The organism is Yersinia alsatica (assembly GCF_902170305.1).
Taxonomy (GTDB): domain Bacteria; phylum Pseudomonadota; class Gammaproteobacteria; order Enterobacterales; family Enterobacteriaceae; genus Yersinia; species Yersinia alsatica.
Map to the genome: position 1 here is coordinate 1 of NZ_CABHWW010000033.1, position 24,564 is coordinate 24,564.

Here is a 24,564-nt window from a genome sequence, read left to right on the forward strand (position 1 = left end):
GCTTCTGCCTGCCGAAACAGGCTTCGATATCGTCTTGCGAGTGCCCACACAGATTGTCTGATAAATTGTTAAAGAGCGTTCGTTACCCGTTTGCCTTTCGGCGAATCTTACGGTAACGCGGGAGGCAGATAATACGCTTTCCCGCTGAAGAGTCAAGGTTTTCTTTTGTTTCTTTCGAAGTCAAAATCATTCTTTTCTCTTCCTGACCCGGCGAAGTCTGTTTCGTTGTTCCCGGTCAGTGGAGGCGCATTATAGGGAGTTCCTGACAGCCTGCAACCCCTAATTTGAAAAAACTTTTCAACCGCTCATTAATGCGGCAAAAATGCCAAATACGGTGAAAAAGACAACAAAAAGGGGGCAATTTCTCGCCCCCTTAAGGATTAACCATTACTGCTTAGCAATGATATGCCCATTTTCGACATCCAGAGTCACTGGTACTCCCGGTATTAATTTGCCGGAAAGTATCTGCTGCGACAGCGGATTCTCGATTTCCTGCTGAATAGCACGTTTCAATGGCCGTGCACCATAAACAGGATCGAAGCCGGTTTCACCCAGGAACTCCAACGCAGGTTGAGTAATAGTGACCTGATAGCCACGCTCTTCCAGACGTTTGTACAGACGTTCCAGTTGGATACGAGCAATTGAAGCCAAATGCGCCCGACCCAGCGGATGGAAAACTACAACCTCATCTATACGGTTAATGAATTCAGGGCGGAAGTGGTGAGTCACAACTTCCATCACCATATTCTTCATTTCGGTGTAACTTCTTTCACCGAAACGTTCCTGAATCAAATCTGAACCGAGGTTAGAGGTCATGATGACTACCGTGTTGCGGAAGTCGACTGTTCTACCCTGCCCATCAGTCAAGCGCCCATCATCCAACACCTGCAATAGAATGTTGAATACATCTGGATGCGCTTTTTCTACTTCATCCAGCAGAATGACTGAATAAGGACGACGGCGTACCGCTTCCGTCAGATAACCACCTTCTTCATAACCGACATAGCCCGGAGGCGCACCGACCAACCGAGACACGGAGTGTTTCTCCATAAACTCGGACATATCAATACGCACCATGGCATCGTCACTGTCGAACAAGAAATTCGCCAGCGCTTTGCACAACTCGGTTTTACCTACCCCAGTTGGCCCTAAGAATAGGAAGGAACCAATTGGGCGGTTTGGATCTGATAACCCAGCACGGCTACGACGAATCGCATTAGATACCGCTTCAACCGCTTCATCTTGCCCAATGACGCGTGTATGCAGATCCTCTTCCATGCGCAGCAACTTATCTCGCTCACTTTCCAGCATGCGAGAGACCGGAATACCGGTCCAGCGCGCCAACACTTCAGCAATCTCTGCTTCAGTGACGCGATTACGCAGCAGCTTCATGGTTTTCCCTTCAAGCGCCGTTGCCGCCGCCAGCTGTTTCTCCAGCTCAGGGATTTTACCGTACTGAAGTTCTGACATCCGCGCCAAGTCACCGACACGACGAGCTTGCTCTAAGGTGATTTTGGCTTGTTCCAGTTCAGTTTTAATATTCTGAGTCCCGGTGAGAGAGGCTTTTTCTGCTTTCCACTCTTCTTCCAGCTCGGAATATTCACGCTCTTTCTGCTCTAATTCGGTATTGAGCATTTCCAGACGTTTTTTACTGGCGTCATCAGACTCTTTTTTCAGTGCCTGCTGCTCCAGTTTCAATTGGATAATCCGACGTTCCAGACGATCCAATGATTCTGGTTTTGAATCCATCTGCATACGGATGCTAGAACCGGCTTCATCGATAAGGTCGATAGCTTTATCCGGTAACTGGCGATCCGAGATATAACGATGCGACAGTGTTGCCGCAGCAACAATTGCCGGGTCGGTTATCTGCACATGGTGATGCAGCTCATAACGCTCTTTCAACCCACGCAAAATGGCAATGGTGTCTTCGACTGTTGGTTCTGCCACATAGACTTTCTGGAAACGCCGCTCCAGCGCCGCATCCTTCTCTATATATTGACGATATTCGTCAAGAGTGGTGGCCCCCACGCAATGCAATTCACCACGCGCTAGCGCAGGTTTCAGCATGTTGCCCGCATCCATTGCGCCGTCGCCTTTACCGGCCCCGACCATGGTATGCAATTCATCAATGAACAAGATCACACTGCCTTCTTGTTTTGATAAATCGTTCAACACGCCTTTCAAGCGCTCTTCAAACTCACCGCGATACTTAGCACCCGCAATCAGGGCGCCCATATCTAAAGAAAGCACACGTTTATGTTTCAGGCCTTCAGGCACTTCGCCATTCACGATACGTTGGGCCAGACCTTCCACGATAGCCGTTTTACCGACACCGGGTTCACCAATTAATACCGGGTTATTTTTAGTCCGGCGCTGTAGCACCTGAATGGTACGGCGAATTTCTTCATCACGGCCAATAACCGGGTCGAGCTTGCCTTGTTCCGCACGCTCGGTCAGGTCGATAGTGAATTTTTTCAATGCCTGGCGCTGATCTTCCGCACCCTGATCATCGACTTTGTCACCACCACGCATATTTTCAATTGCCTTATCTATATTACTTGTTGTTGCACCTGCGGCCTTTAACATGTCAGTTAAGGTGCCGCGATCCTCAAGGACTGCCAGAACAAACAGCTCTGAAGAGATAAATTTATCTGCGCGCTTCTGCGCTAATTTGTCACACAGATTCAATACACGGACCAGCTCGTTCGATGGTTGAACATCACCGCCGGTGCCTTCGACTTGCGGAAGTCGACCCAAAGCTTGCTCAATATCGCTACGCAAACTAGCGACATTAATACCCGCCGAGGTCAACAATGGGCGAACCGTCCCCCCATCCTGATTGAGCAATGCGCTCATCAAATGTAACGGTTCAATAAATTGGTTGTCGCGCCCGAGTGCTAAAGACTGGGCATCGGCGAGGGCAAGCTGGAATTTACTAGTAAGACGATCCAGACGCATAACACCTCCAATGTTGGTCAAAATTGCTACTGGAGATTAGATGAGGTCATCCCTCAAATTTTCAAGGTTATTTCGACACTATATTTAGAGTACAACGTTATGCGCCAGCGGATCGTCCTAATTTCATAGGTTATATCAGCCAGACTAAACTTGCCATACGCCCGGTGATTCCATCGCGCCGATAGGAGAAAAATTGTTGTTTTTCACTCACGGTACAGTGATCTCCACCATAGATGGCATGGATACCCACAGCTTGTAGCCGCTGTCGGGCTAATAAATAGATGTCGGCAAGATATTGGGTACCGGCAGGTATAAATGCTGCGGCGGCTTGTGTGTCGATATCGATAAATGCCTGTTTAACCTCTTCACCCACTTCGAACTGCTGCGGGCCAATTGCTGGACCTAGCCAGGCAATAATCGAGGAAGGAGCAGCATTAAATTGTGCCATTGTCTGTTCAAGGACGCCCGCACATAAGCCACGCCAGCCAGCATGCGCTGCAGCGACTTCATCGCCAGCCAATGAGCAGAACAGCACTGGCAAGCAATCGGCGGTCATGACCGCACAAACTTGCCCAGTAACACGGCTATATACCGCATCTGCCTGTACATCAGAAATTGCCGAGCCGTCCAGATGGAGAACACGAGTACCGTGCACCTGCTCTAACCAAACGGGCATTTGCGGCAACTGCCCTTGTTCCACTAAACGTTGACGATTGGTTATCACCGTGGCGGCAATATCCCCCACGTGAGTGCCAAGGTTTAATGAATCATAAGGGAATTCGCTGATACCGCCGTGACGGGTGGTACTGCATGCCTTAACACTGGCAGGCGCTGGCCAATCGGGAAGTATCAGCTTATTCATTACCAATCCATCTGATCTTTGAATTCTTCAGTATCGGCTTTCAGTGCATTAATCAGCTCAACCATATCTTCTGGTAATGCTGCATGCCATTCCATTTGAATGCCACTGATTGGATGATACAAACGCAGCATGGTTGCATGCAGCGCCTGGCGGTCAAAGCCACGCAGAATAGAAATAAAGGAATCAGATGCCCCTCTTGGCGGACGCGGGCGGCCACCATACAGCTGATCACCCACCAGCGGATGGTTTATATGAGACATATGCACACGAATCTGGTGCGTGCGACCTGTCTCTAAACGTAAGCGCAGGCGAGTATGGGCACGGAAATGCTCCATAATGCGATAATGCGTGGTCGCCGGTTTACCCATTGGGTGCACAGCCATATGTGTGCGCTTGGTAGAATGACGAGAAATAGGCTCATCAACTCTGCCGCCAGCTGTCATATTTCCGATTGCCACTGCTTCATACTCACGGGTAATTTCGCGCGCTTGCAGTGCCTCAACCAAACGAGTCTGGGCCGGAACGGTTTTTGCCACCACCATCAAGCCAGTGGTATCTTTATCCAGGCGATGTACGATACCCGCACGAGGAACATCCATGATTTCCGGGTAGTAATGGAGCAGTGCATTCAGAACTGTGCCATCTGGATTACCGGCACCGGGGTGCACGACTAAACCACGGGGTTTATTAATGACCAGAATATCGTTATCTTCATAGACGATATCCAGTGGGATTTCTTGAGGCGCCCAGCGGGCATCTTCCTCAATTTGCGCGTCAATTGCGACGAGCTCGCCACCCAACACTTTTTCTTTAGGCTTGTTAATTTTTTTACCGTCGACTGTCACTCTGTCATCCAAAATCCATTCTTTTATACGAGATCTTGAATAATCAGGGAACAATTCGGCCAAAGCCTGATCTAACCGTTGACCGAGTTGTGATTCGGCCACCGTTGCGCTGAGTTGTACTTGTTGTGCCATATGCAGCTTCTTGTTCGTTAACGTTGGGTTTTGACGGCGATGCCGTTTAATATAATGTGCTATTGTATCTAGATCTTTGTCGGGAGCTTAACGGACAGTCTCCCGGAATAACACTTCGAGGATAATCAAAACGTCATGACGCGTATGAAATATCTGGTGGCTGCCGCCACGTTGAGCCTGGTGCTGACCGGTTGCTCCAGTAACAAGGACGTGGTTCCCGATAACCCGCCTTCTGAGCTCTATGCTACCGCTCAGCAAAAACTGCAGGACGGTAACTTTAAGGGAGCAATTACGCAACTAGAAGCGTTAGATAACCGCTATCCTTTCGGGCCTTACTCCCAACAAGTTCAGCTTGATTTGATTTATGCGTATTATAAATCTGCTGATCTGCCGTTGGCGCAAGCCTCAATCGATCGCTTTATGCGCCTTAATCCCACACATCCTAACATCGATTACGTATTATACATGCGTGGTTTGACTGACATGGCTCTGGATGACAGCGCATTACAAGGCTTTTTCGGGATTGATCGTTCAGACCGCGATCCGCAACATGCTAAGGCCGCATTCCGCGATTTTAACCAGTTGATTCAAAGCTATCCGAACAGCCAATATGCAACTGACGCGCAAAAACGCCTGATGTTCCTGAAAGATCGTCTGGCCAAGCATGAACTGGCCGTTGCGCAATATTACACTAAACGAGGCGCTTACGTCGCGGTAGTTAACCGTGTCGAGCAAATGTTGAGAGATTATCCTGATACTCAAGCAACACGCGATGCGCTGCCGTTGATGGAAAATGCTTACAAACAACTGCAACTGAATGCCCAGGCAGACAAAGTTGCCAAGATAATTGCGGCAAACCCTGCCTGATATTATCGCACGATAAAAATAACAAACGGCAGCTCAGGCTGCCGTTTTCAATTCTGTCTAAATCGCCACAAACTGATGAAATTCATGGCCTCAGACTCTCGCGCTGCTATTGCATTCCAAACACAAAAATAATGCCATTTTTAGCTAGATGCAGGCGACATAACTTATCGATAATGCGGCATTCTAATCAATGATTCAAGCCCCCAACATCTATTCCTGACGTTAAATCACAGTTCCCATGACCTTTGCAAAAAGTGACAAAAATAAGTGATCTTGATCATACATTTTGTGAAAAAGAGAGGTATGCTGAAGTTATCCAAGACGGAGTAGACAGAGAGGTAAGTCATATGACAGTCAACATTACCAGTAAACAAATGGATATTACCCCAGCAATTCGTAAACATGTTGAAGACCGTCTCACCAAACTGGATAAATGGCAGGCCCAGTTAATCAATCCACATATTGTACTGTCTAAAGATCCGCAAGGATTTGTTGCAGACGCAACTATCAGTACCCCGATGGGCCCCTTGGTTGCCAGTGCCAAACATGACGATATGTATGCTGCAATTAATGAACTGATCACCAAACTAGAACGCCAATTAAATAAAGTTCAACACAAAGGTGAAGCTCGACGTGCGGCAAGCAGTGTTAAAGAAGCTAATCTGGAGTCAGTAGATGTAGAGGAAGAAGAATCCGAGCAGGAACAATAGCCGGGAAATCCATCTCATTTCGGATCTAACGCGCCTTTGGGCGCGTTTTTTATTGACAGCAATTCAGGCTGGCGGTTAGTTTAGAGTCTGTGTTTGTTTAAAACATGTTGTAGCATGGTATTTCTCTAGTGGCCTTTTCTCTGGGCCGTCAACAGATACCAATGATGCACAAACCAACTCCATAACAGGTAATCAGCAGCAATGATTAATAAAGTGTTTTTCTTCGCATTCTTTTTTACCTTCCCCTGATTGGGAGGCGTTTCGTCGTGTGATAAAGAATGCGAAGACGAACAATAAAGCCTCCCAAGCGGGAGGCTTTTTTTATGCATAAATCATTCAAAAGAATAAGGCAAACCCGATGAGCGATAACCCATTACTGGTGCTGCGCGAGCGCATCAGCGCACTTGACTTAAAACTGCTGGCTTTGTTGGCAGAGCGGCGTGGATTAGCGGTGGATGTCGCTAAAGCCAAACAACTTCATCATCGCCCGATTCGTGATAAAGAACGTGAGCGTGACTTGCTGGATGCACTCATTACGGCCGCTAAGCCTTATGATCTCGATGGATTTTATGTCACCCGCTTGTTCCAACTGATTATCGAAGATTCGGTATTGACTCAGCAGGCCCTGCTACAGCATCAGCTGAATCAAACAGCTCAGCACTCTGCCCGTATCGCCTTCCTCGGTCCGAAAGGTTCTTACTCACATTTAGCCGCACGCCAATACGCTGCTCGTCATTTTGAGCATCTGATTGAATGTGGTTGCCAGAAATTCCAGGATATCTTTACCCAGGTGGAAACCGGGCAAGCGGATTACGCCGTATTACCAATAGAGAACACCAGCTCGGGTTCTATTAATGACGTATATGATTTATTGCAGCACACCAGCTTATCTATTGTCGGTGAAATTACCAATCCTATTGACCATTGTGTGCTGGTCGCCACCGAAACTGACTTGAGCCAAATCCAAACCGTCTACAGCCACCCACAGCCTTTTCAGCAATGCAGTCAATTCATTAACCGCTTCCCGCACTGGAAAATCGAATATTGCGAAAGTACTGCCGCCGCGATGGAGAAAGTTGCACAGCTAAACTCACCAACCGCAGCCGCTCTGGGGAGCGAAGCCGGGGGCGCACTCTATAATTTGCAGGTGTTGGAACATAATTTGGCTAACCAACAGCAAAATATCACTCGCTTTATTGTTCTTGCCCGCAAAGCCATTGATGTATCGGAGCAGATCCCAGCAAAAACCACCTTAATTATGGCAACAGGCCAACAGTCAGGGGCATTGGTTGAGGCGCTATTAGTATTGAGGGATCACGGGATCATTATGACCAAACTTGAATCCCGGCCAATCAATGGCAATCCATGGGAAGAGATGTTTTATATTGATGTGCAAGCTAACTTGCGTTCTGACTCTATGCAAAAAGCCTTGGCAGATTTGATGCCGATAACCCGTTCACTCAAAGTCTTGGGCTGCTATCCAAGTGAAAACGTGGTGCCGGTCAATCCAAGCTAACCTTTCAGTCTTTGTCGCTAAGCATAAGAATAGAAAGCAAAAAGTCACCCCGACACTGTCGGGATGACTTTTTAAAATAAAGCGGAGTTACTGCCGGTTGTCGTTTGCTTGGCGCAATAATGAACGGCTTTCTACCAAGAAACGCTCGGCATAATCGCCAAACCAGTGCTCAACTTTCTGGAAGCTTTGCACAAAAGCTTGCTTGTCACTTTGCTCCAGCAAAGTAATCGCTTCGCCAAAACGTTTGTAATAGCGCTTAATCAACGCCAGATTATCTTCCGATGACATAATGATATCAGCGTAGAGCTGCGGATCTTGTGCAAATAGCCGCCCAACCATCGCTAACTCTAGACGATAAATGGGTGAAGACAGTGCCAGTAATTGCTCTAACTGCACATTTTCTTCTGCTAAATGCAATCCATATGCAAAAGTCGCAAAATGGCGTAGCGCCTGAATAAACGCCATATTCTGATCATGCTCAACAGCACTGATTCGATGTAACCGTGCGCCCCATACCTGTAACTGCTCCAACAGCCACTGATAAGCTTGCGGGTCACGGCCATCGCAATACACCACAACTTGTTTCGCTAAACTGCCTACATCAGGCCCAAACATAGGGTGCAGGCCAACAACCGGCCCTTCGTGGGCGGCCAACATGGCTTGCAGTGGTTTATTCTTCACTGACGCGAGATCCAGCAAAATACAATCTGACGGCAGTTTTGGTAATCGGTTGATAACATCTTCAGTAATGTGAATAGGCACACTGACAATCACCATACCGGCATCAGCCAGAATAGACTCAGCCTGCGGCCAATCCTCTTGTTCCAGTGTTTTTACCTGATAGCCAGATAGCGTTAGCATTCTGCTGAATAACCGCCCCATCTGGCCCTGACCACCGATAATAACCACCGGGCGCAATTGCGGGCATAACGTCTTAAAACCTTTGTCATTCTCGCTGGTATAAGACTCTCGCATTATTCGGCGCAATACGTCTTCAATCAAATCAGGCGGAACACCCAGAGCCTCGGCTTCCTGTCGGCGTGAGGCCAGCATTGCCGCCTCACGGTCCGGAACATAAATAGGCAAGCCATAACGACTTTTAACTTCGCCTACTTCTGCCACTAAATGCAGACGCTTAGCCAACAAATCCAACAGGGCTTTATCGACTTCATCAATTTGATCACGTAAAGCGGTCAGTTCAGCCACCATACTTACTTTTCCTCTGCAGTCCGTGCCGCCAGCGCTGAACGTAATTCCTGGTGCATTTCACGTAACAAGGTCTCAGTCGTATCCCAGTTAATACAGGCATCGGTCACGGAAACACCGTAGCGCATATCTGCCCGTGGTTGCTCAGAGGACTGATTCCCTTCGTGAATGTTACTTTCCAGCATCACGCCAGTAATAGAACGATTGCCAGCCTTGATCTGCTCAACAACAGATTCAGCGACTGCAGTCTGACGACGGAAGTCTTTATTCGAATTACCATGACTGCAATCTATCATTAAGGATGGAACGAGTCCCGCATCCTGCATCTGTTTTTCGCACTGGGCAACATCTTGTGCGCTGTAATTAGGGGTTTTGCCACCACGTAAAATCACATGGCCGTGTGGGTTACCTTGAGTTTGCAGCAAGCAAACCTGACCAGACTGGTTAATCCCCATGAAACGGTGTGGCATAGCTGCCGCGCGCATTGCATTGATTGCAGTACCCAGGCTGCCATCAGTACCATTCTTGAACCCAACTGGCATGGACAAGCCCGAGGCCATTTCACGGTGAGTCTGCGATTCAGTGGTACGCGCGCCGATAGCTGACCAACTGAATAAGTCACCCAAGTATTGCGGGCTGTTCGGGTCCAGAGCTTCGGTTGCCAATGGCAAGCCCATCTCCACTAAATCCAGTAGCAATTGACGTGCAATTTGTAATCCTTTTTCTACATCAAAAGAACCATCCATCGCAGGGTCATTGATCAGGCCTTTCCAACCAACAGTAGTTCTTGGTTTTTCGAAGTAGACACGCATAACGATATACAGGCTATCACTCAATTGTGCAGAGAGAGTTTTCAAACGACGCGCATAATCCAGAGCAGCATCCACATCGTGGATCGAACATGGCCCACAGACGACCAACAAACGTGGGTCTCGTCCCTGAACAATATCAGCAATAGTTTTGCGTGCAGCTTCAATTGCATACTGACCATTGCTGCTCAAAGGAAACTGGGTTTTCAGTTCTTCAGGTGTCATCAATACTTGTTCAGCACTGATATGGACATTATTGAGCGCGTCTTTTTGCATGATCATATTCTTTACCTATCTCTCTGTTTAGCCGATGTCGTTTAGCGTGTTTGTCGTTTGAAGACTCTACAATACCATGGCGTGTAAAGTTTTCAATCCATATGTGTAAATAAATAATTACCACTAGATTTACAGGCATATTTCAGTCTGACTTTTGCGGTAAGTCGCAGTTTCTGCAGATGCTCCTAACCTCCCTCTGAGGCCATGATAAAATGCCGGAAATTTGTGGAGGCTGTATGTTAAGAGTCATCATCGTCGACGATGAACAACCCGCGCGTGAAGATTTACGCGAAAGACTAAGTGAAGAACATGATATTGAGATCGTCGCCGAATGCAGCAACGCGTTAGAAGCTATCCCCGCAATCCAGCGTCTACAGCCCGATGTGATATTTCTCGACATCCAAATGCCCAGAATTAATGGTCTGGAATTGGCCTCAATGCTGAACCCGGAAAGTATGCCGCACATCGTGTTTGTCACCGCTTACGATGAATATGCTATCCGTGCTTTTGAAGAACATGCCTTTGACTATCTGTTAAAACCCCTCGACCATCAACGGTTGGCAAAAACACTAATTCGCTTAAGAAGAGGCCTTGGTGTAAATAATAATGTACACAAAATCACAGAGCCGATGCTGAGACATATCCCTTGCTCTGGCCACAACCGGATTTTTTTACTGAAAATTGAGGAAGTAGAATATCTCAGTTCTGAGCTGAGTGGCGTGCATGTGATTGGGACAGTGCAATCTGGTTATACCCAGCTCTCACTAAAAACGTTAGAAGAAAAAACACCTTTTGTCCGCTGCCATCGGCAATACATGGTCAATACTGAGCAGCTAGGGGAGATTCAGCTTATGGATAATGGTGCCGCGGAAGTGATTACTCGTAGCGGCAAACATATCCCTGTGAGTCGCCGCTACTTAAAATCCCTAAAGGAGAAATTAGGGATTAACTGAATGAAGCAACAATTTATATCGACCGGGATATTGGCTTAACGCATTTCTCGGTTGAGCAATACTTTTTATATTAAATTATTAGGCAATTATTTCATTAATTGAAAACAAGATTCATACATTAATTTCACATTCAAAAACCTTATATTCTATTTATCCCTTCCAATTCCACTTTAATTAATTAGAAAACTCCGAGCTGATATAAAAATAGAGACAGATCCCAGATTTAATTAATTACATAACTGAACAATATAGCCTTGGTATTAGCAAGGTTTTAATCAATGCCGTCTGCGCTCCGATAGAGAAAACCGAGAGAGCCATACTCATTGCTTAAAACCAGCCAATACGGAATCGAATTTCATTCATGTTGGAAGCAAGGTAATATTATGATAACACTACAATTTATAATTATAATTCTATGCTTATTACTGGGTACTCGGTATGGCGGCATGGGGCTGGGGTTAATAAGTGGCATTGGCTTATTTATTCTGACGTTTATCTTTGGCCTTGAACCAGGTAAACCGCCAGTTGACGTTATGCTGACTATATTAGCCGTTATTGGTTGTGCGTCGGTATTACAAACTGCCGGCGGCTTAAATGTCATGATGCAATTTGCCGAGCGATTATTACGTCGACATCCACAACATATTACACTACTGGCACCATTCACCACTTGGTCATTAACCTTTTTATGTGGTACTGGGCATGTTGTTTATACCATGTTCCCTATTATTTCTGATATTGCTATTAAAAAAGGAATTCGCCCGGAACGCCCAATGGCCGTTGCATCAGTGGCATCGCAAATGGCAATTACCGCTTCGCCAGTATCAGTCGCCGTGGTGTCATTGGTATCAATTATCGGTGCAAACCATGGCATCGGTCAGGCTTATAGCATTCTGGAGATTCTGGCTATCTCTGTGCCAGCATCCTTAGTTGGCGTGCTGATGGCAGCATTGTGGAGCCTACGCCGTGGTAAAGATTTGGATAAAGATCCTGATTTTCAGGAAAGAATCAAAGATCCAGAGCAACGCAACTTTATCTATGGCTCAACAGATACATTATTAAATAAAGTTTTCCCTAAACAGGCTTATTGGTCCACCTGGATATTCTTTACCGCTATCGCACTGGTTGTATTGCTGGGTGCTTTTGCTGACCTACGCCCTGCTTTTGAAGTTAAAGGCAAGCTGCAGTCATTATCGATGAACCTGGTTATTCAGATGATGATGCTGATTGCCGGTGCAGTGATTCTGATTGGCTGTAAAGTGAAGCCCAGTGATATCTCTAACGGCGCAGTATTCAAAGCTGGCATGGTCGCCATCTTCTCGGTATTCGGTGTGGCATGGATGAGTGATACCTTCTTCCAGGCTCATATGGGTGAGTTGAAGCTGGTACTGGAAGATGTTGTGAAAAGCCAGCCGTGGACCTATGCCATTGTCCTATTTCTGGTTTCCAAGCTGGTTAATAGCCAGGCGGCGGCACTGGCGGCGATTGCCCCGATGGGATTACAACTGGGTGTTGAGCCCAAAATGCTGATTGCCTTCTTCCCAGCCGCTTATGGTTACTTTGTCCTGCCGACTTATCCAAGTGATCTTGCCTGTATCGGCTTTGACCGCTCCGGCACCACTAAGATCGGTAAGTTTATTATTAACCATAGCTTTATCATCCCAGGGCTTATTGGGGTTATCTGCTCATGTATCACTGGCTACCTGCTAGTGACCACTTTTATGTAATAACCAATTAGAACTAAAATAAGGGCCGGATAACTTCTGGCCCTTTAATTATATTCCTACCTTAGCCCAATAAATCTTCACTCATAAGACCAATAAAAAACGCCAATGCGCGATAAAGCTAACCCCTGTTTATGACACTTTAAGAATGAACTCATCAAAAAATCCCGTTTATTATAATTAATTATTCAATCCGAAATATCTTCTGAGTAAGTTGGAGAGCAACTGCTACAATGCGGGCCGCATCACAAACATCATCTTTTTCACCATGGACCTATTATGTTTTCTTTGCGTCATACCAGGGCGTTGCCGTTTTATATCAGCACACTCGCTTTATCCCTAATCAGCACTTCAGTTCTTGCTGACGCGACTGTTTTTACCGCCTTAGACGATCCAGCCACAGCCAAAAAGAGCTTTGATGGTACCGTTGAAGCCGGTTATACCGCACAGTCAGGCAATACGACTAACTCAACACTGACCGCTAACTCGACGTTAACCTGGTTTCAGCCCAACACCGCCTATAGCTTGTGGGGAGCCGCGCGCAATACCAGCTCTAACAATCAGCGTTCTTCCGAACGTTATCAATTGGGCGGCCGTACCCGTTATAATCTAACTGACAGTAACTATCTGTTTGGGCAAGCCAGTTGGCTGAACGATCGCTATAACGGTTTTGATTCTCGCTCGGTGCTGACCACCGGTTATGGTCGCCAGATCATGACTACGCCATTACATAATCTACGGGTGGAATTTGGTCCGGGTGTTCGTCATGATGAATTCTATGAGGGTGGCCGCGCGACAAAAGCATTGGCCTATGCCGGTGGTAACTATACTTATCAGTTAACTGATAACACGGTATTCAGTGAAGGTGTTTCTGCACTAGCCAACGAAGAAACTACCCTGAACTCAGAAACTGCATTGAATGTAGCAATCAATAAGAGCTTCGCATTACGTTTAGCTTATGTTGTTACCTACAACACCAAACCGCCTGCTAGCGCACCAAAAAATACCGATACCACGACCTCAGTCACTCTGGTTTACGGCCTGTAATTATTCGTCTTTTTAGCGTGGTGTCGTGCCACGCTACTTTCTGTCTGTTACTTGTCCACGCCTCCTGAACCATTCGGAAGCAAATTATTTGCACCGTAAAATACCCATAAAAAAGGGGCTAGCACATGGCTAACCCCTTCATAACTATTAACTTTTGGATGAAGCCTGAGCTGTACCTTAGTTAACGCGGTTAAGACGCTCTTTGATACGAGCAGACTTACCAGTACGCTCACGCAGATAATACAATTTCGCTTGACGAACGGCACCACGACGTTTCACAGTAATGCTGTCGATTACTGGGGAGTGAGTTTGGAATACACGCTCAACACCTTCGCCGTTGGAAATTTTACGAACGGTGAACGCAGAATGCAGACCGCGGTTACGAATAGCGATAACCACGCCCTCGAATGCCTGCAGACGCTTTTTAGAACCTTCAACAACCCATACCTTAACTTCCACGGAATCACCCGGACGGAATGCAGGTACATCTTGCTTCATCTGCTCTTGTTCGATTTGCTTGATAATATTGCTCATAATAAGTCTCTTACCCTAGGTAAACTGATATATCAGGAAATTGGCACACGGCACAATGTTCCTTTCATAGTTCTGTTGCTCGGGGCTTGTGTTCCCGTTGGAACTCAGCCAGCAACACCATTTGCTCGTCAGTCAGAGCTAGGCTTTCTAGAAGTTCAGGTCTTCTAAGCCAGGTACGGCCCAGCGACTGCTTTAAGCGCCAGCGACGAATCTCGGCATGGTTACCCGACAGTAATACTGGCGGAACCTCCATCCCTTCTAACACCTCAGGCCGAGTGTAGTGTGGGCAATCCAGCAACCCATCAACAAAGGAATCTTCCTCTGCTGAAGCCTGATGACCCAGCACGCCCGGGATAAAGCGGGATACTGAATCTATCAGAGCCATTGCCGGTAGCTCGCCACCGCTGAGAACGTAATCACCAATTGACCATTCTTCATCAATTTCAGTTTTGATTACGCGCTCATCAACTCCTTCGTACCGACCACACACCAGAATCATCTTCTGATTAGTAGCCAGTTCGCAAACACCCTGTTGGTCCAGTTTGCGCCCTTGAGGTGACAGATAAATCACCTTTGCTCCCTCGCCTGCCGCTGCTTTTGCTGCATGAATGGCTTCCCTTAGCGGTTGCACCATCATCAGCATTCCCGGGCCACCACCATATGGGCGGTCATCCACGGTACGATGCCGATCGTAGGTAAAGTCACGAGGACTCCAACACTGCACGCTCAGCAGGCCATTTTTTACTGCCCGGCCAGTTACCCCGTAATCGGTTATCGCGCGGAACATCTCGGGAAACAGGCTAATAACACCGATCCACATTGTTTTGTTCCACTCACTTTTGCCGTTTAATTCGGAGGTCAAAAACCAGGATCCCAATCTACTTCAACACGTTGAGCAGTGAGATCGACATTCTTGATAACCTGCCCATGAAGAAACGGGACCAACCGCTCCTTCATACCGAATGCATCTTTCAGGTTTGCCTTCACTACCATCACATCGTTAGAACCGGTTTCCATCATATCGATGATTTTACCTAGTTCGTAACCGGTGGTGGTTACTACCTGACAGCCCATAAGGTCTTTCCAGTAGTAATCATCATCAGCCAGTGCGGGTAGTTGCTTTGAATCGACGACAATTTCGCAATTGGTCAATAAATTCGCGGCATCCCGATCATCAACACCTTTAACTTTAATGATCAGATCCTGACTGTGGCGCTTCCAGTCTTCCAACTCGACATGCTGCCACTTACCGGCCTGCTGGATAAACCACGGCTGGTAATCAAAAATGCTTTCGGCGTTCTCGGTGGATGAAAATACTCTGAGCCAACCGCGAATGCCGTAAGTTGAACCCATTTTACCGAGAACAATCGGCTGATCGGGAACCACTGGATTGAGTTGTTTGCTCATAATAACCACCACCGCGACAGATTAAGCTGCTTTCTTAGCGTCTTTGATCAGCGCAGATACGCGATCAGAAACTGTTGCACCCAGACCAACCCAATGTTCGATACGGTCCAGATCCAAACGCAGAGCTTCAGCCTGACCAGATGCGATCGGGTTAAAGAAGCCTACACGTTCGATGAAACGGCCGTCACGAGCATTACGGCTGTCGGTCACTACTACTTGATAGAACGGACGCTTTTTAGCGCCGCCACGAGCCAAACGAATTGTTACCATAACATCCTCTTTAGTTAATAAAACAACTGGACCCCATCGGGGAACGGGGTCCAGTTGCAATATAAAAAGCCCGAAAATTTTACTCATTTTGGCGCAAAAAGCAATCTAAAGCGTAGATTCCTATGCGCTAGTTTTGTAATGAGTCAAATTCTCTTCGTTTACCGCCGTTTTCAGCGGGAAATCTTTACTCACTTCACGCCGGTTAACTTCACAGCGTGAAATGACATTTAGCGACCTGGGAAACCCGGTGGCATCATACCTTTCATGCCACGCATCATTTTGGCCAAGCCACCATTTTTCATTTTCTTCATCATGCGCTGCATGTCATCAAACTGCTTAAGCAAGCGGTTGACATCCTGCACCTGCACACCTGAACCGAGTGCGATACGGCGCTTACGTGAGCCTTTGATGATTTCTGGTTTTGCGCGCTCTTTCAGCGTCATCGAGTTGATGATGGCCTCCATACGCACTGTTACCTTGTCATCCATCTGGGATTTCACGTTGTCAGGCAACTGACCTGCACCCGGCATTTTGCTTAACATGCTCGCCATGCCGCCCATATTGCGCATTTGCTTCAGTTGATCCAGGAAGTCATTGAGATCGAAGCCATCGCCTTTTTTCAGCTTAGTTGCCAGTTTTTCCGCTTGTGCGCGGTCAACTTTGCTTTCGATATCTTCAATCAGCGACAGTACATCGCCCATACCCAAAATACGTGAAGCCACGCGATCTGGGTGGAACGGCTCAAGCGCTTCTGACTTTTCGCCTACACCGAGGAATTTAATCGGCTTGCCAGTAATATGGCGGATAGACAAGGCGGCACCACCACGGGCATCGCCATCAACTTTGGTCAGTACCACACCGGTAAGTGGCAATGCTTCATTAAATGCTTTCGCCGTATTGGCGGCATCCTGACCGGTCATGGCATCGACAACAAACAGTGTTTCAACCGGCTTAATCGCGGCATGAACCTGTTTGATTTCGTCCATCATCGCTTCGTCAACGTGCAAACGACCCGCGGTATCGACAATCAGAACATCATAAAACTTAAGCTTCGCCTGTTGCAGAGCACGATTGACGATATCAATCGGTTTTTCCTGCACATCAGACGGGAAGAAATCAATGCCAACACCTTGAGCCAGTGTTTCCAACTGCTTGATCGCCGCAGGGCGATACACGTCGGCAGACACCACCAGCACTTTTTTCTTATGTTTTTCTTTAAGGAACTTACCCAGCTTAGCCACACTGGTGGTTTTACCCGCCCCTTGCAGACCAGCCATCAATACTACTGCTGGCGGTTGTGCTGCCAGATTCAGTTCGTTATTGACCTCGCCCATGGCGGCAATAAGTTCATTTTTAACTATTTTGACGAATTCCTGACCTGGCGTAAGGCTTTTGTTCACCTCATGCCCGACAGCTCGCTCTTTTACCCGATTGATAAAATCACGCACCACCGGCAGAGCTACGTCAGCTTCTAGCAACGCCATGCGTACTTCACGCAGCGTTTCTTTAATATTTTCTTCTGTCAGCCGGCCACGGCCGCTGATATTGCGCAGTGTGCGCGACAATCGATCAGTTAAGTTCTCAAACATTGTCTCATACTCAACGTGGAAACAGGCCGCTCTGGCGACACAATGGGGGGATTATAACACGAAGCTTAAACGATCTCTGCCCTCACGTCGGAGAACGGTTGGAGAGGAACGCGCTCAACGCTATACTGGCTATCTAATTCACTTAGCCGATGCCCATATAACGCTATGCCCGTGTTCTCCATTTTGGCTTTGATCGCTTATTTGCTCAGCCTGGGCTTGATTGTCCCAAGTCTGGTGCAGAAAAATAGTGCTTACCGGCGGTTAGCGCTGGTTTCTGCTGTCGTGGCGCTAGTGTGCCATGCTATTGCTCTGAAGCATCAAATTTTTGATGTTGGCGGAGGTCAAAACCTCACTTTATTGAATATCGGCTCCATTGTCGGGCTGATGATCTGCACTATTATGACGATTGTCGCCTCACAAGGGCGTGGCTGGTTCTTACTGCCAATTGTCTACAGTTTTGCCATGATCAATTTGGCACTGGCCAGTCTGCTGCCGGGGGAGTTTATTACTCATCTGGAAGCCAGTCCTGCCATATTCGTCCACATTGGGCTGGCCCTCTTTGCTTATGCAACGCTCATCATCGCGGCACTGTATGCCCTACAACTGGCTTGGCTCGATTATCAGCTAAAAAATAAGAAAGTTACATTTAACGCTGATATGCCTCCGTTGATGAGCATCGAGCGTAAAATGTTCCATATTACGCAGATTGGCGTGGTATTACTGACGTTAACGCTCTGTACCGGCTTACTTTATATGGACAACCTATTTAGCAAAGAAAACGTCCATAAAGCGGTATTATCGATCATGGCTTGGTTCGTCTACATTGTTTTACTATGGGGCCATTATCATGAGGGTTGGCGTGGGCGCAGAGTCATTTGGTTCAGTTTCGCCGGCGCATTTTTACTGACATTGGCTTACTTTGGCAGCCGTCTGGTTCAGGAAATCATGGTCCCTTAATCGTGATTAAAATCGTCCACATCTGGCCTGCATTGTAATTAAGGAACACTGAGTTGGATCACGTATCAACTAGCACGCTGATCATTATTCTTGTCATTATGGTCATAGTTTCGGCTTATTTTTCTGCTTCCGAAACCGGCATGATGACCCTGAATCGCTATCGCTTACGCCATTTATCCAAGCAGGGAAATCGCGCTGCACGTCGAGTCGAGAAACTGCTACGCCGCCCTGACCGCCTGATAAGTTTGGTATTAATCGGCAACAATCTGGTCAATATTCTGGCTTCTGCGCTCGCAACAATTGTCGGTATCCGCTTATATGGGAATGCTGGAGTTGCTATCGCCACCGGGGTTCTGACGTTTGTGGTGCTTATTTTTGCCGAAGTGATGCCGAAAACTATTGCGGCTCTTTATCCTGAGCGCGTTGCCTTTCCCAGCAGTGTATTACTTGCACCATTGCAGAAGATCATGCTGCCGTTGGTCTGGTTGCTCAATACCATCACTCGAGGATTAATGCGTTTGTGTGGTATTCGTGGGAATGTGCACAGCAGCGATGCTGTCAGTAAAGATGAGTTGCGCAGCATTGTGAATGAATCCCACTCACAAATTTCCCGCCGTAATCAAGATATGTTGATATCCGTGCTAGACCTGGAAAAGGTTACCGTCGGCGATATTATGGTGCCACGCAATGAAGTGGTTGGTATTGATATCAATGATGATTGGAAATCAATCATGCGCCAGCTCACTCACTCACCTCATGGCCGCATCGTGTTATATCGCCAATCACTGGACGATGCTATCGGCATGCTGCGAGTGCGGGAAGCCTATCGGCTGATGACCGAGAAAAAAGAGTTTAATAAAGAAAATCTATTACGCGCTGCTGATGAAATTTACTTCATTCCAGAAGGCACGCCACTGAATGTGCAGTTGGTGAAATTCCAACGCAACAAAGAAAAAGTCGGCATGATTGTCGATGAATATGGTGATATTCAAGGATTGGTAACAGTCGAAGATATTCTGGAAGAGATCGTAGGTGACTTCACCACGTCAATGTCCCCAACTCTGGCCGAAGAGGTTAATCCGCAAAGTGATGGTTCAGTCTTGATTGATGGCAGTGCCAGTGTACGTGAACTGAACAAAGCATTTAACTGGTCGCTACCTGTCGATGCTCGCACTATCAATGGCATGTTATTGGAGGAACTTGAGGACATTCCACAGATAGATGCTCAGGTTCGCATTGGGAATTATTTGATTGATGTGCTGGATGTACAAGACAATATGATTAAGCGGGTGCGGGTAACACCTATCCTGCATGATAGCCATTCTGGCTAACCCCTCAATTCCAGTGCTCTGTAGCAAATAAAAAAGACGCCTTATCAGCGTCTTTTTGCGTTTATCTACTCAAAAACACAGCAACTAAAAGCTAGATATGCAATTCAGTCAGTTTTTCTTTCGGCAACGCCAGTTCTTCGTTGTGGTTGATACGCACACCGCGGTCAATAATACTTTTGGCAATTTCCTGCGCTTCTTCCAATGAGTGCATATGATAAGTGCCGCACTGATATTCATTAAGCTCAGGAATTTTCCGCTGATCTGTCACTTTCAGCACATCAGCCATCGCCGCTTTCCAGGCATCAGCGACCCGTTGTTCATCAGGCGTACCGATCAAGCTCATATAGAAGCCGGTGCGGCATCCCATTGGCGAGATATCGATAATCTCAACACCATTGCCATTGAGATGATTACGCATGAAACCAGCAAACAGGTGCTCCAATGTATGAATCCCACGCTCTGGCATCACTTCTTTATTTGGCACACAGAAGCGCAAATCAAATACAGTTATCTCGTCACCATGAGGGGTTTTCATCGTCTTAGCAACGCGTACAGCGGGTGCTTTCATGATGGTATGGTCTACGGTAAAACTATCCAATAATGGCATTTAGTCACCTCCTCATAAAAAAAATAATTTTTATTCGATCTTTTTTCGCAACTCGTGAAACTTTTTTATTTCCTGCGCGTCTTAATATGTGAAAGACGCGCATTTGTTATCATCATCCCTGTTAACAGAGATGTTAATTTGGCCACAGCAATGTGGCCTTTTCTTTTTATTGGCCGCCGTGAAGCGCCAAATACTCTTCAAAGCTTAGCTTATCTTTGAGTTCCAGCTCACGTTGACGTACCCATGATGCTGCACCTTCTGCAGATAATTGCTCTTCTGTCAGTAATTCCAGTGGTTCACTTTGCAGCATTTCTCGGTAGCGTTCCGCTAACTCAAGACCCACACCACCAATACCACCTTCTTTCATCGCTTGCAAAATACGCGCAGAGAACGTCAAACTCGGGTCATCAAAGGACGCGACAAGCTCGTCACAGACCTGTTGATACTCCGTGCTATCTTTACCATCCAGCACTTCTGCAACGCGGCGTAAGTCGGCAAACAGGTCTTTACCGACCTTTTCCAACGGCTCACGAGTATCGTTGCAACCCATACCGATAGTCTGGCCCGGTTTACGCCCTTCCAAAATGACCCGATTCCAGTTCTTACGGGTGCACAGTAATTCATCACTGCTCATTTCAGGCGCATCCGCCAATACACACCAGATTAAGAATAGATCAAGGAAACGAGCTTGTACTGCATCAACCCCAATTGGAGAGAATGGATTGATATCCAGCGAGCGCACTTCGATATACTCAATGCCGCCACGTAACAAAGCATCAGACGGCGACTCGCCAGCACGGGTAACCCGTTTAGGGCGAATTGGTGCATACAGTTCATTTTCAATCTGCAGCACATTGGTATTCAATTGCAGATGACGGTCACCATCTTTGAGCCCCAATGCGGCATATTCTTCTGATGGCGTTTGAATGGCGCGTTTCAGAGCAGCAACATAGGTGTGCAGGTCATTAAACGTAATGCCCAAATTGCTTTGTGATTTATTGGTATAACCCAAGTCACTCAGGCGCAATGAGGTGGCATATGGCAAATAACACATTCCTTTGTCATTGCGCTCAAACGGTAATGCCGTCTCACGCCCTTGCAGGAATGATGAGCAAATGGCTGGTGAAGCACCAAATAGATAAGGAATTACCCAGCCGAAGCGGTAGTAATTGCGGATCAGGCGAAAATACCCTGCGGAAATCTCTTCCTTACCGCTTTTCTCATCGGTAACACCTGCCCATGCCTGCCAAAACTCCAGAGGCAAAGAGAAGTTATAGTGCACACCGGAAATAGTTTGCATCAGCGCACCGTAGCGGTTTTTTAATCCCTCACGGTAGAGTGTTTTGAATCGGCCAATATTTGAAGATCCATATTTAGCCAGTTCGATATCCTGCTCAGCGCCGATAAAACAAGGCATGCTAAGCGGCCACATACGCTCATCACCCAGTTTACGTGCGGTATAGCGGTGAATATCACGTAAAAAAGTCAGCAGATGATCGATATCGCCATCTACTGGTGTAATGAATTCCAGCAATGCCTCGGCAAAGTCGGTGGTAATCCATTGATGTGTCAGTGCTGCACCCAGTGATTCTGGGTGGCCCGTCGAGGCGAGTTGGCCATCGGCAGTGACTCTCAATGTTTCCCGCTCGATACCGCGACGGATCCCTTTCAGGGCTTTTGGATGCGCTTCCAACCAAGTTAGCGCGTGTGATACATCCGGGATCAAATCGACCTCCCGCTCTTGAAAACCATAACTCATCAGCATACTGAAACTGCATAGATGTGACTACGTAAGTTTGTCACACTCTTTACTGCCACCAGGCAATTCCTTGCAACGTAATTACCGTTAACACGATATAACGCAATGCTTTTCCCAAACATAGGAAAAAAGCCACAAGACCCCAAGGCATACGCAGCCAGCCTGCCAACACACACATCAAATCGCCTACCACCGGTAACCAGCTCAATAACAGAGCTGCCGGACCAAAACGCTGAAGCCAGCCAAGAGCTGTGCTCAACCCACGCTGTGGTTTTAGTTCCGGTAATAAACGGCCTATAACAACATTTGTTAGCCCCCCCAGAGTATTTCCGATGGTGGCAGACAACACCAGCATCATTGCCGGCGCACTATCTGCCGTTAATAGGGTGACTAACAGAATTTCAGAATTTCCGGGTAAGAGTGTCGCGCTGAGGAAACTACTCCCAAATAGTGAAGCAATAGCTAGCGTACTACTCACAGTAAGCGCACATCAACTATTGCCATATTTGCCCTTTTCGCAGCCTCAACACCAAAATCAGCATCTTCAAAGACCACGCATTTATCGGGATTAACACCGAGTAATTGTGCACAACGTAAGAATGTCTCAGGCTCTGGCTTATGTTTGGTGACATCATCGGCACCAACAATAGCATCAAAGTAGCCGAGTAAACCAAGGTGACCTAAAAGCATCTCTGCCATGGCGTGCTCGCTTCCTGTCCCTACAGCCATAGGTTTACGACCATGATAGGCTTTAACCACGTCTATGAGCGGCAGAGGCTTCACATTGTCCAACAGCATCGTTTTCACCAATGCAGTTTTCTCAGCAGCCAATAAATGCGGATCGAGGTCTGATTGGTGATTTTCAATGATTACGCGGGCAATTTGCCACGTTGGCGAACCATTCAGAGCCACCATAGCTTGCTCGTCAAACTGCATACCATAAGGGGTTAGCACCTGACGCCATGCCTGACGGTGAGTCGACTCCGTGTCTAGGATGGTGCCATCCATATCAAAGATCAGGCCTTCATAGCGATCGTACATCGTGACTCCACGACCAGGGAGAAAATGAAAAGCTACTTTATCGCAAACTAATCAAATTGTCGCTAACTGCATAACTAATTGAATTTAATCAATAAATAATTATTATCAATAGATTATTACGCTATTTTGCATAGTAAAAATCAATAAGTTGGGAAGTTAATAACAGATGGCGGGGCTAAAAGGCTTAATTTGACTAGTGGCTAGGTGCCATGAGGCCAGAAAGCAGAAAACCCCGCCATAGCGAGGTTTCTTAATATGGTGCACCCAGGAAGATTCGAACTTCCGACCGCTCGGTTCGTAGCCGAGTACTCTATCCAGCTGAGCTATGGGTGCATAGTAAATGGCGGTGAGGGAGGGATTCGAACCCTCGATACAGCTTTTGACCGTATACTCCCTTAGCAGGGGAGCGCCTTCAGCCTCTCGGCCACCTCACCATACGCTTCTTGCGAATTGTGCCTAACTTGCTTTTGAAGAAGCTCATCGGCACTGCGTGGCGCACATATTACTTTCCCGCACTTATAAGTCAAACAATTTTTCCTAACTCACGTTCATTTGCACAATTCACGCACAACATGACCAGTTTGACGCCAAAAAGAGTGTTTTATCAACAGGCAAGATAGTGATTATTACGGTGTAATCGAAGAGAGGGAAAAAAGAAATTATCCTGACCGCTCCGTTAAATGGGCCGTAAACAGAAAATTATGACAAGAATAAGAACGTAAAAAATGGATAAGTAGCAGAATTGAAGGGGAATAGACAGCAGTAGCGCCTCGCGTAACACGAGACGCTTCTTCAAAATCAGTAAGTCGTCGGTTGAGACTTTTCTGCTTGGATACGCTGGTAGATTTCTTCACGGTGAACAGAAACCTCTTTCGGAGCATTTACACCAATTCGAACTTGGTTGCCTTTAACCCCTAATACAGTAACCGTAACCTCATCGCCAATCATGAGTGTTTCACCAACTCGACGAGTCAGAATAAGCATTCTTTGCTCCTTGAAAAATTAAAAGAGTCGGGTCTCTCAGTTTCCCCGCCATTATCCATCATACACCGTGAAAACGTAAGCTATCACATTCACATAAAATGTAAGTAGCTTGGTCAAGTCTCTAACTAATACAAGTTTAGCTGAAGCAAACAACTTTGCGTTTAACTTTGTTTTTGA

Annotated in this window: 23 protein-coding genes, 2 tRNA genes and 1 other annotated feature; of the genes, 8 read left to right on the plus strand and 17 right to left on the minus strand. The window is 46.9% G+C overall.

The annotated features are described in order from the left end of the window. Positions 1–387: 387 nt before the first annotated feature. The 3 genes from clpB to rluD all read right to left on the minus strand — a co-directional run bounded on the left by clpB (position 388) and on the right by rluD (position 4,800). Positions 388–2,961 carry an ATP-dependent chaperone ClpB gene (clpB, locus tag FTA96_RS19160; RefSeq protein ID WP_050106367.1) on the minus strand — a complete coding sequence of 858 codons (2,574 nt, stop codon included), beginning with the start codon at positions 2,959–2,961 and terminating at the stop codon, positions 388–390. A 130-nt stretch (positions 2,962–3,091) separates the two neighbouring features. Beyond that, the gene (gene yfiH / locus FTA96_RS19165) at positions 3,092–3,823 is read right to left on the minus strand and encodes a purine nucleoside phosphorylase YfiH (RefSeq protein WP_145574614.1); all 732 of its coding nucleotides are present in this window, start codon (positions 3,821–3,823) and stop codon (positions 3,092–3,094) included. After that, positions 3,823–4,800: a 23S rRNA pseudouridine(1911/1915/1917) synthase RluD gene (rluD, locus tag FTA96_RS19170; RefSeq protein ID WP_050106369.1), complete on the minus strand. Its 978-nt coding sequence runs from the start codon at positions 4,798–4,800 to the stop codon at positions 3,823–3,825. The genes yfiH and rluD overlap by 1 nt, the downstream gene beginning before the upstream one ends. A 135-nt stretch (positions 4,801–4,935) precedes the next feature. On the opposite strand from rluD, the gene bamD reads away from it, so the two are divergent. The 3 genes from bamD to pheA all read left to right on the plus strand — a co-directional run bounded on the left by bamD (position 4,936) and on the right by pheA (position 7,893). After that, positions 4,936–5,667: an outer membrane protein assembly factor BamD gene (gene bamD / locus FTA96_RS19180; protein ID WP_005166516.1), complete on the plus strand. Its 732-nt coding sequence runs from the start codon at positions 4,936–4,938 to the stop codon at positions 5,665–5,667. A gap of 347 nt (positions 5,668–6,014) precedes the next feature. After that, positions 6,015–6,377, plus strand: a complete 363-nt coding sequence (gene raiA, locus FTA96_RS19185; protein ID WP_005166518.1) for a ribosome-associated translation inhibitor RaiA — start codon at positions 6,015–6,017, stop codon at positions 6,375–6,377. Between the two features lie 200 nt (positions 6,378–6,577). After that, positions 6,578–6,702, plus strand: a sequence feature (Phe leader region). A 33-nt stretch (positions 6,703–6,735) separates the two neighbouring features. Continuing rightward, the gene (gene pheA / locus FTA96_RS19190) at positions 6,736–7,893 is read left to right on the plus strand and encodes a bifunctional chorismate mutase/prephenate dehydratase (RefSeq protein WP_050106370.1); all 1,158 of its coding nucleotides are present in this window, start codon (positions 6,736–6,738) and stop codon (positions 7,891–7,893) included. An 87-nt stretch (positions 7,894–7,980) separates the two neighbouring features. On the opposite strand, the gene tyrA is transcribed toward pheA, so the two are convergent. Beyond that, complete coding sequence (tyrA, locus tag FTA96_RS19195; protein ID WP_050106371.1) at positions 7,981–9,102, minus strand: bifunctional chorismate mutase/prephenate dehydrogenase; 1,122 nt, start codon at positions 9,100–9,102, stop codon at positions 7,981–7,983. A gap of 2 nt (positions 9,103–9,104) precedes the next feature. Then, positions 9,105–10,184, minus strand: coding sequence for a 3-deoxy-7-phosphoheptulonate synthase (locus FTA96_RS19200; protein ID WP_050106612.1), 1,080 nt, complete (start codon positions 10,182–10,184; stop codon positions 9,105–9,107). A 236-nt stretch (positions 10,185–10,420) separates the two neighbouring features. On the opposite strand from FTA96_RS19200, the gene btsR reads away from it, so the two are divergent. From btsR to FTA96_RS19215, 3 genes are all read left to right on the plus strand, one after another. After that, positions 10,421–11,137, plus strand: coding sequence for a two-component system response regulator BtsR (gene btsR, locus FTA96_RS19205; protein WP_087817663.1), 717 nt, complete (start codon positions 10,421–10,423; stop codon positions 11,135–11,137). Positions 11,138–11,520: 383 nt separating this feature from the next. Next, entirely contained in the window at positions 11,521–12,864 is a 1,344-nt protein-coding gene (locus tag FTA96_RS19210) for an anaerobic C4-dicarboxylate transporter (RefSeq protein ID WP_050121425.1), read from the plus strand. Between the two features lie 276 nt (positions 12,865–13,140). Then, the gene (locus FTA96_RS19215; RefSeq protein WP_050106374.1) at positions 13,141–13,908 is read left to right on the plus strand and encodes a DUF481 domain-containing protein; all 768 of its coding nucleotides are present in this window, start codon (positions 13,141–13,143) and stop codon (positions 13,906–13,908) included. Positions 13,909–14,085: 177 nt separating this feature from the next. On the opposite strand, the gene rplS is transcribed toward FTA96_RS19215, so the two are convergent. From rplS to ffh, 5 genes are all read right to left on the minus strand, one after another. Further along, positions 14,086–14,442, minus strand: a complete 357-nt coding sequence (gene rplS / locus FTA96_RS19220; RefSeq protein WP_004712521.1) for a 50S ribosomal protein L19 — start codon at positions 14,440–14,442, stop codon at positions 14,086–14,088. 64 nt (positions 14,443–14,506) lie between these two features. Further along, entirely contained in the window at positions 14,507–15,262 is a 756-nt protein-coding gene (gene trmD / locus FTA96_RS19225; protein WP_050106375.1) for a tRNA (guanosine(37)-N1)-methyltransferase TrmD, read from the minus strand. A 38-nt stretch (positions 15,263–15,300) separates the two neighbouring features. Continuing rightward, the gene (rimM, locus tag FTA96_RS19230) at positions 15,301–15,849 is read right to left on the minus strand and encodes a ribosome maturation factor RimM (protein ID WP_050106376.1); all 549 of its coding nucleotides are present in this window, start codon (positions 15,847–15,849) and stop codon (positions 15,301–15,303) included. Positions 15,850–15,870: 21 nt separating this feature from the next. After that, a complete protein-coding gene (gene rpsP / locus FTA96_RS19235) occupies positions 15,871–16,119 on the minus strand; it encodes a 30S ribosomal protein S16 (RefSeq protein ID WP_004712517.1) in 249 nt (82 codons plus the stop codon). A 227-nt stretch (positions 16,120–16,346) separates the two neighbouring features. Further along, complete coding sequence (gene ffh, locus FTA96_RS19240) at positions 16,347–17,708, minus strand: signal recognition particle protein (RefSeq protein ID WP_050106377.1); 1,362 nt, start codon at positions 17,706–17,708, stop codon at positions 16,347–16,349. Between the two features lie 165 nt (positions 17,709–17,873). Between ffh and FTA96_RS19245 the strand changes: the two genes are divergently transcribed. Then, entirely contained in the window at positions 17,874–18,665 is a 792-nt protein-coding gene (locus FTA96_RS19245; RefSeq protein ID WP_050106378.1) for a cytochrome C assembly family protein, read from the plus strand. Between the two features lie 53 nt (positions 18,666–18,718). Further along, on the plus strand, positions 18,719–19,996 hold the full coding sequence (locus FTA96_RS19250; RefSeq protein ID WP_144417136.1) for an HlyC/CorC family transporter: 1,278 nt from the start codon (positions 18,719–18,721) through the stop codon (positions 19,994–19,996). 91 nt (positions 19,997–20,087) lie between these two features. Here the strand turns inward: FTA96_RS19250 and luxS are convergent, their stop codons facing one another. The 7 genes from luxS to csrA all read right to left on the minus strand — a co-directional run bounded on the left by luxS (position 20,088) and on the right by csrA (position 24,387). Next, positions 20,088–20,603 (minus strand): S-ribosylhomocysteine lyase, encoded by a 516-nt coding sequence (gene luxS, locus FTA96_RS19255; RefSeq protein ID WP_050106379.1) that lies wholly within the window; start codon positions 20,601–20,603, stop codon positions 20,088–20,090. A gap of 166 nt (positions 20,604–20,769) precedes the next feature. Further along, complete coding sequence (gene gshA, locus FTA96_RS19260) at positions 20,770–22,368, minus strand: glutamate--cysteine ligase (protein ID WP_172665606.1); 1,599 nt, start codon at positions 22,366–22,368, stop codon at positions 20,770–20,772. Positions 22,369–22,411: 43 nt separating this feature from the next. Continuing rightward, positions 22,412–22,840 (minus strand): YqaA family protein, encoded by a 429-nt coding sequence (locus FTA96_RS19265; RefSeq protein ID WP_145574616.1) that lies wholly within the window; start codon positions 22,838–22,840, stop codon positions 22,412–22,414. After that, on the minus strand, positions 22,837–23,403 hold the full coding sequence (gene yqaB / locus FTA96_RS19270) for a fructose-1-phosphate/6-phosphogluconate phosphatase (protein ID WP_050147619.1): 567 nt from the start codon (positions 23,401–23,403) through the stop codon (positions 22,837–22,839). Before yqaB ends, FTA96_RS19265 begins: the two co-directional genes overlap by 4 nt. Positions 23,404–23,659: 256 nt before the next feature. After that, positions 23,660–23,736 (minus strand) — tRNA-Arg (locus tag FTA96_RS19275). Positions 23,737–23,744: 8 nt separating this feature from the next. Continuing rightward, a tRNA-Ser gene (locus FTA96_RS19280) sits at positions 23,745–23,837 on the minus strand. A gap of 364 nt (positions 23,838–24,201) precedes the next feature. Continuing rightward, positions 24,202–24,387: a carbon storage regulator CsrA gene (gene csrA / locus FTA96_RS19285; RefSeq protein WP_002209449.1), complete on the minus strand. Its 186-nt coding sequence runs from the start codon at positions 24,385–24,387 to the stop codon at positions 24,202–24,204. Positions 24,388–24,564 lie beyond the last annotated feature (177 nt).

Excerpts from the sequence above, each read along its gene's own strand:
- clpB (WP_050106367.1), bottom strand. The coding sequence starts at position 2,961 with ATGCGTCTGGATCGTCTTACTAGTAAATTCCAGCTTGCCCTCGCCGAT.
- yfiH (WP_145574614.1), bottom strand. The coding sequence starts at position 3,823 with ATGAATAAGCTGATACTTCCCGATTGGCCAGCGCCTGCCAGTGTTAAG.
- rluD (WP_050106369.1), bottom strand. The coding sequence starts at position 4,800 with ATGGCACAACAAGTACAACTCAGCGCAACGGTGGCCGAATCACAACTC.
- bamD (WP_005166516.1), top strand. The coding sequence starts at position 4,936 with ATGACGCGTATGAAATATCTGGTGGCTGCCGCCACGTTGAGCCTGGTG.
- raiA (WP_005166518.1), top strand. The coding sequence starts at position 6,015 with ATGACAGTCAACATTACCAGTAAACAAATGGATATTACCCCAGCAATT.
- pheA (WP_050106370.1), top strand. The coding sequence starts at position 6,736 with ATGAGCGATAACCCATTACTGGTGCTGCGCGAGCGCATCAGCGCACTT.
- tyrA (WP_050106371.1), bottom strand. The coding sequence starts at position 9,102 with ATGGTGGCTGAACTGACCGCTTTACGTGATCAAATTGATGAAGTCGAT.
- FTA96_RS19200 (WP_050106612.1), bottom strand. The coding sequence starts at position 10,184 with ATGCAAAAAGACGCGCTCAATAATGTCCATATCAGTGCTGAACAAGTA.
- btsR (WP_087817663.1), top strand. The coding sequence starts at position 10,421 with ATGTTAAGAGTCATCATCGTCGACGATGAACAACCCGCGCGTGAAGAT.
- FTA96_RS19210 (WP_050121425.1), top strand. The coding sequence starts at position 11,521 with ATGATAACACTACAATTTATAATTATAATTCTATGCTTATTACTGGGT.
- FTA96_RS19215 (WP_050106374.1), top strand. The coding sequence starts at position 13,141 with ATGTTTTCTTTGCGTCATACCAGGGCGTTGCCGTTTTATATCAGCACA.
- rplS (WP_004712521.1), bottom strand. The coding sequence starts at position 14,442 with ATGAGCAATATTATCAAGCAAATCGAACAAGAGCAGATGAAGCAAGAT.
- trmD (WP_050106375.1), bottom strand. The coding sequence starts at position 15,262 with ATGTGGATCGGTGTTATTAGCCTGTTTCCCGAGATGTTCCGCGCGATA.
- rimM (WP_050106376.1), bottom strand. The coding sequence starts at position 15,849 with ATGAGCAAACAACTCAATCCAGTGGTTCCCGATCAGCCGATTGTTCTC.
- rpsP (WP_004712517.1), bottom strand. The coding sequence starts at position 16,119 with ATGGTAACAATTCGTTTGGCTCGTGGCGGCGCTAAAAAGCGTCCGTTC.
- ffh (WP_050106377.1), bottom strand. The coding sequence starts at position 17,708 with ATGTTTGAGAACTTAACTGATCGATTGTCGCGCACACTGCGCAATATC.
- FTA96_RS19245 (WP_050106378.1), top strand. The coding sequence starts at position 17,874 with ATGCCCGTGTTCTCCATTTTGGCTTTGATCGCTTATTTGCTCAGCCTG.
- luxS (WP_050106379.1), bottom strand. The coding sequence starts at position 20,603 with ATGCCATTATTGGATAGTTTTACCGTAGACCATACCATCATGAAAGCA.
- gshA (WP_172665606.1), bottom strand. The coding sequence starts at position 22,368 with ATGCTGATGAGTTATGGTTTTCAAGAGCGGGAGGTCGATTTGATCCCG.
- yqaB (WP_050147619.1), bottom strand. The coding sequence starts at position 23,403 with ATGTACGATCGCTATGAAGGCCTGATCTTTGATATGGATGGCACCATC.
- csrA (WP_002209449.1), bottom strand. The coding sequence starts at position 24,387 with ATGCTTATTCTGACTCGTCGAGTTGGTGAAACACTCATGATTGGCGAT.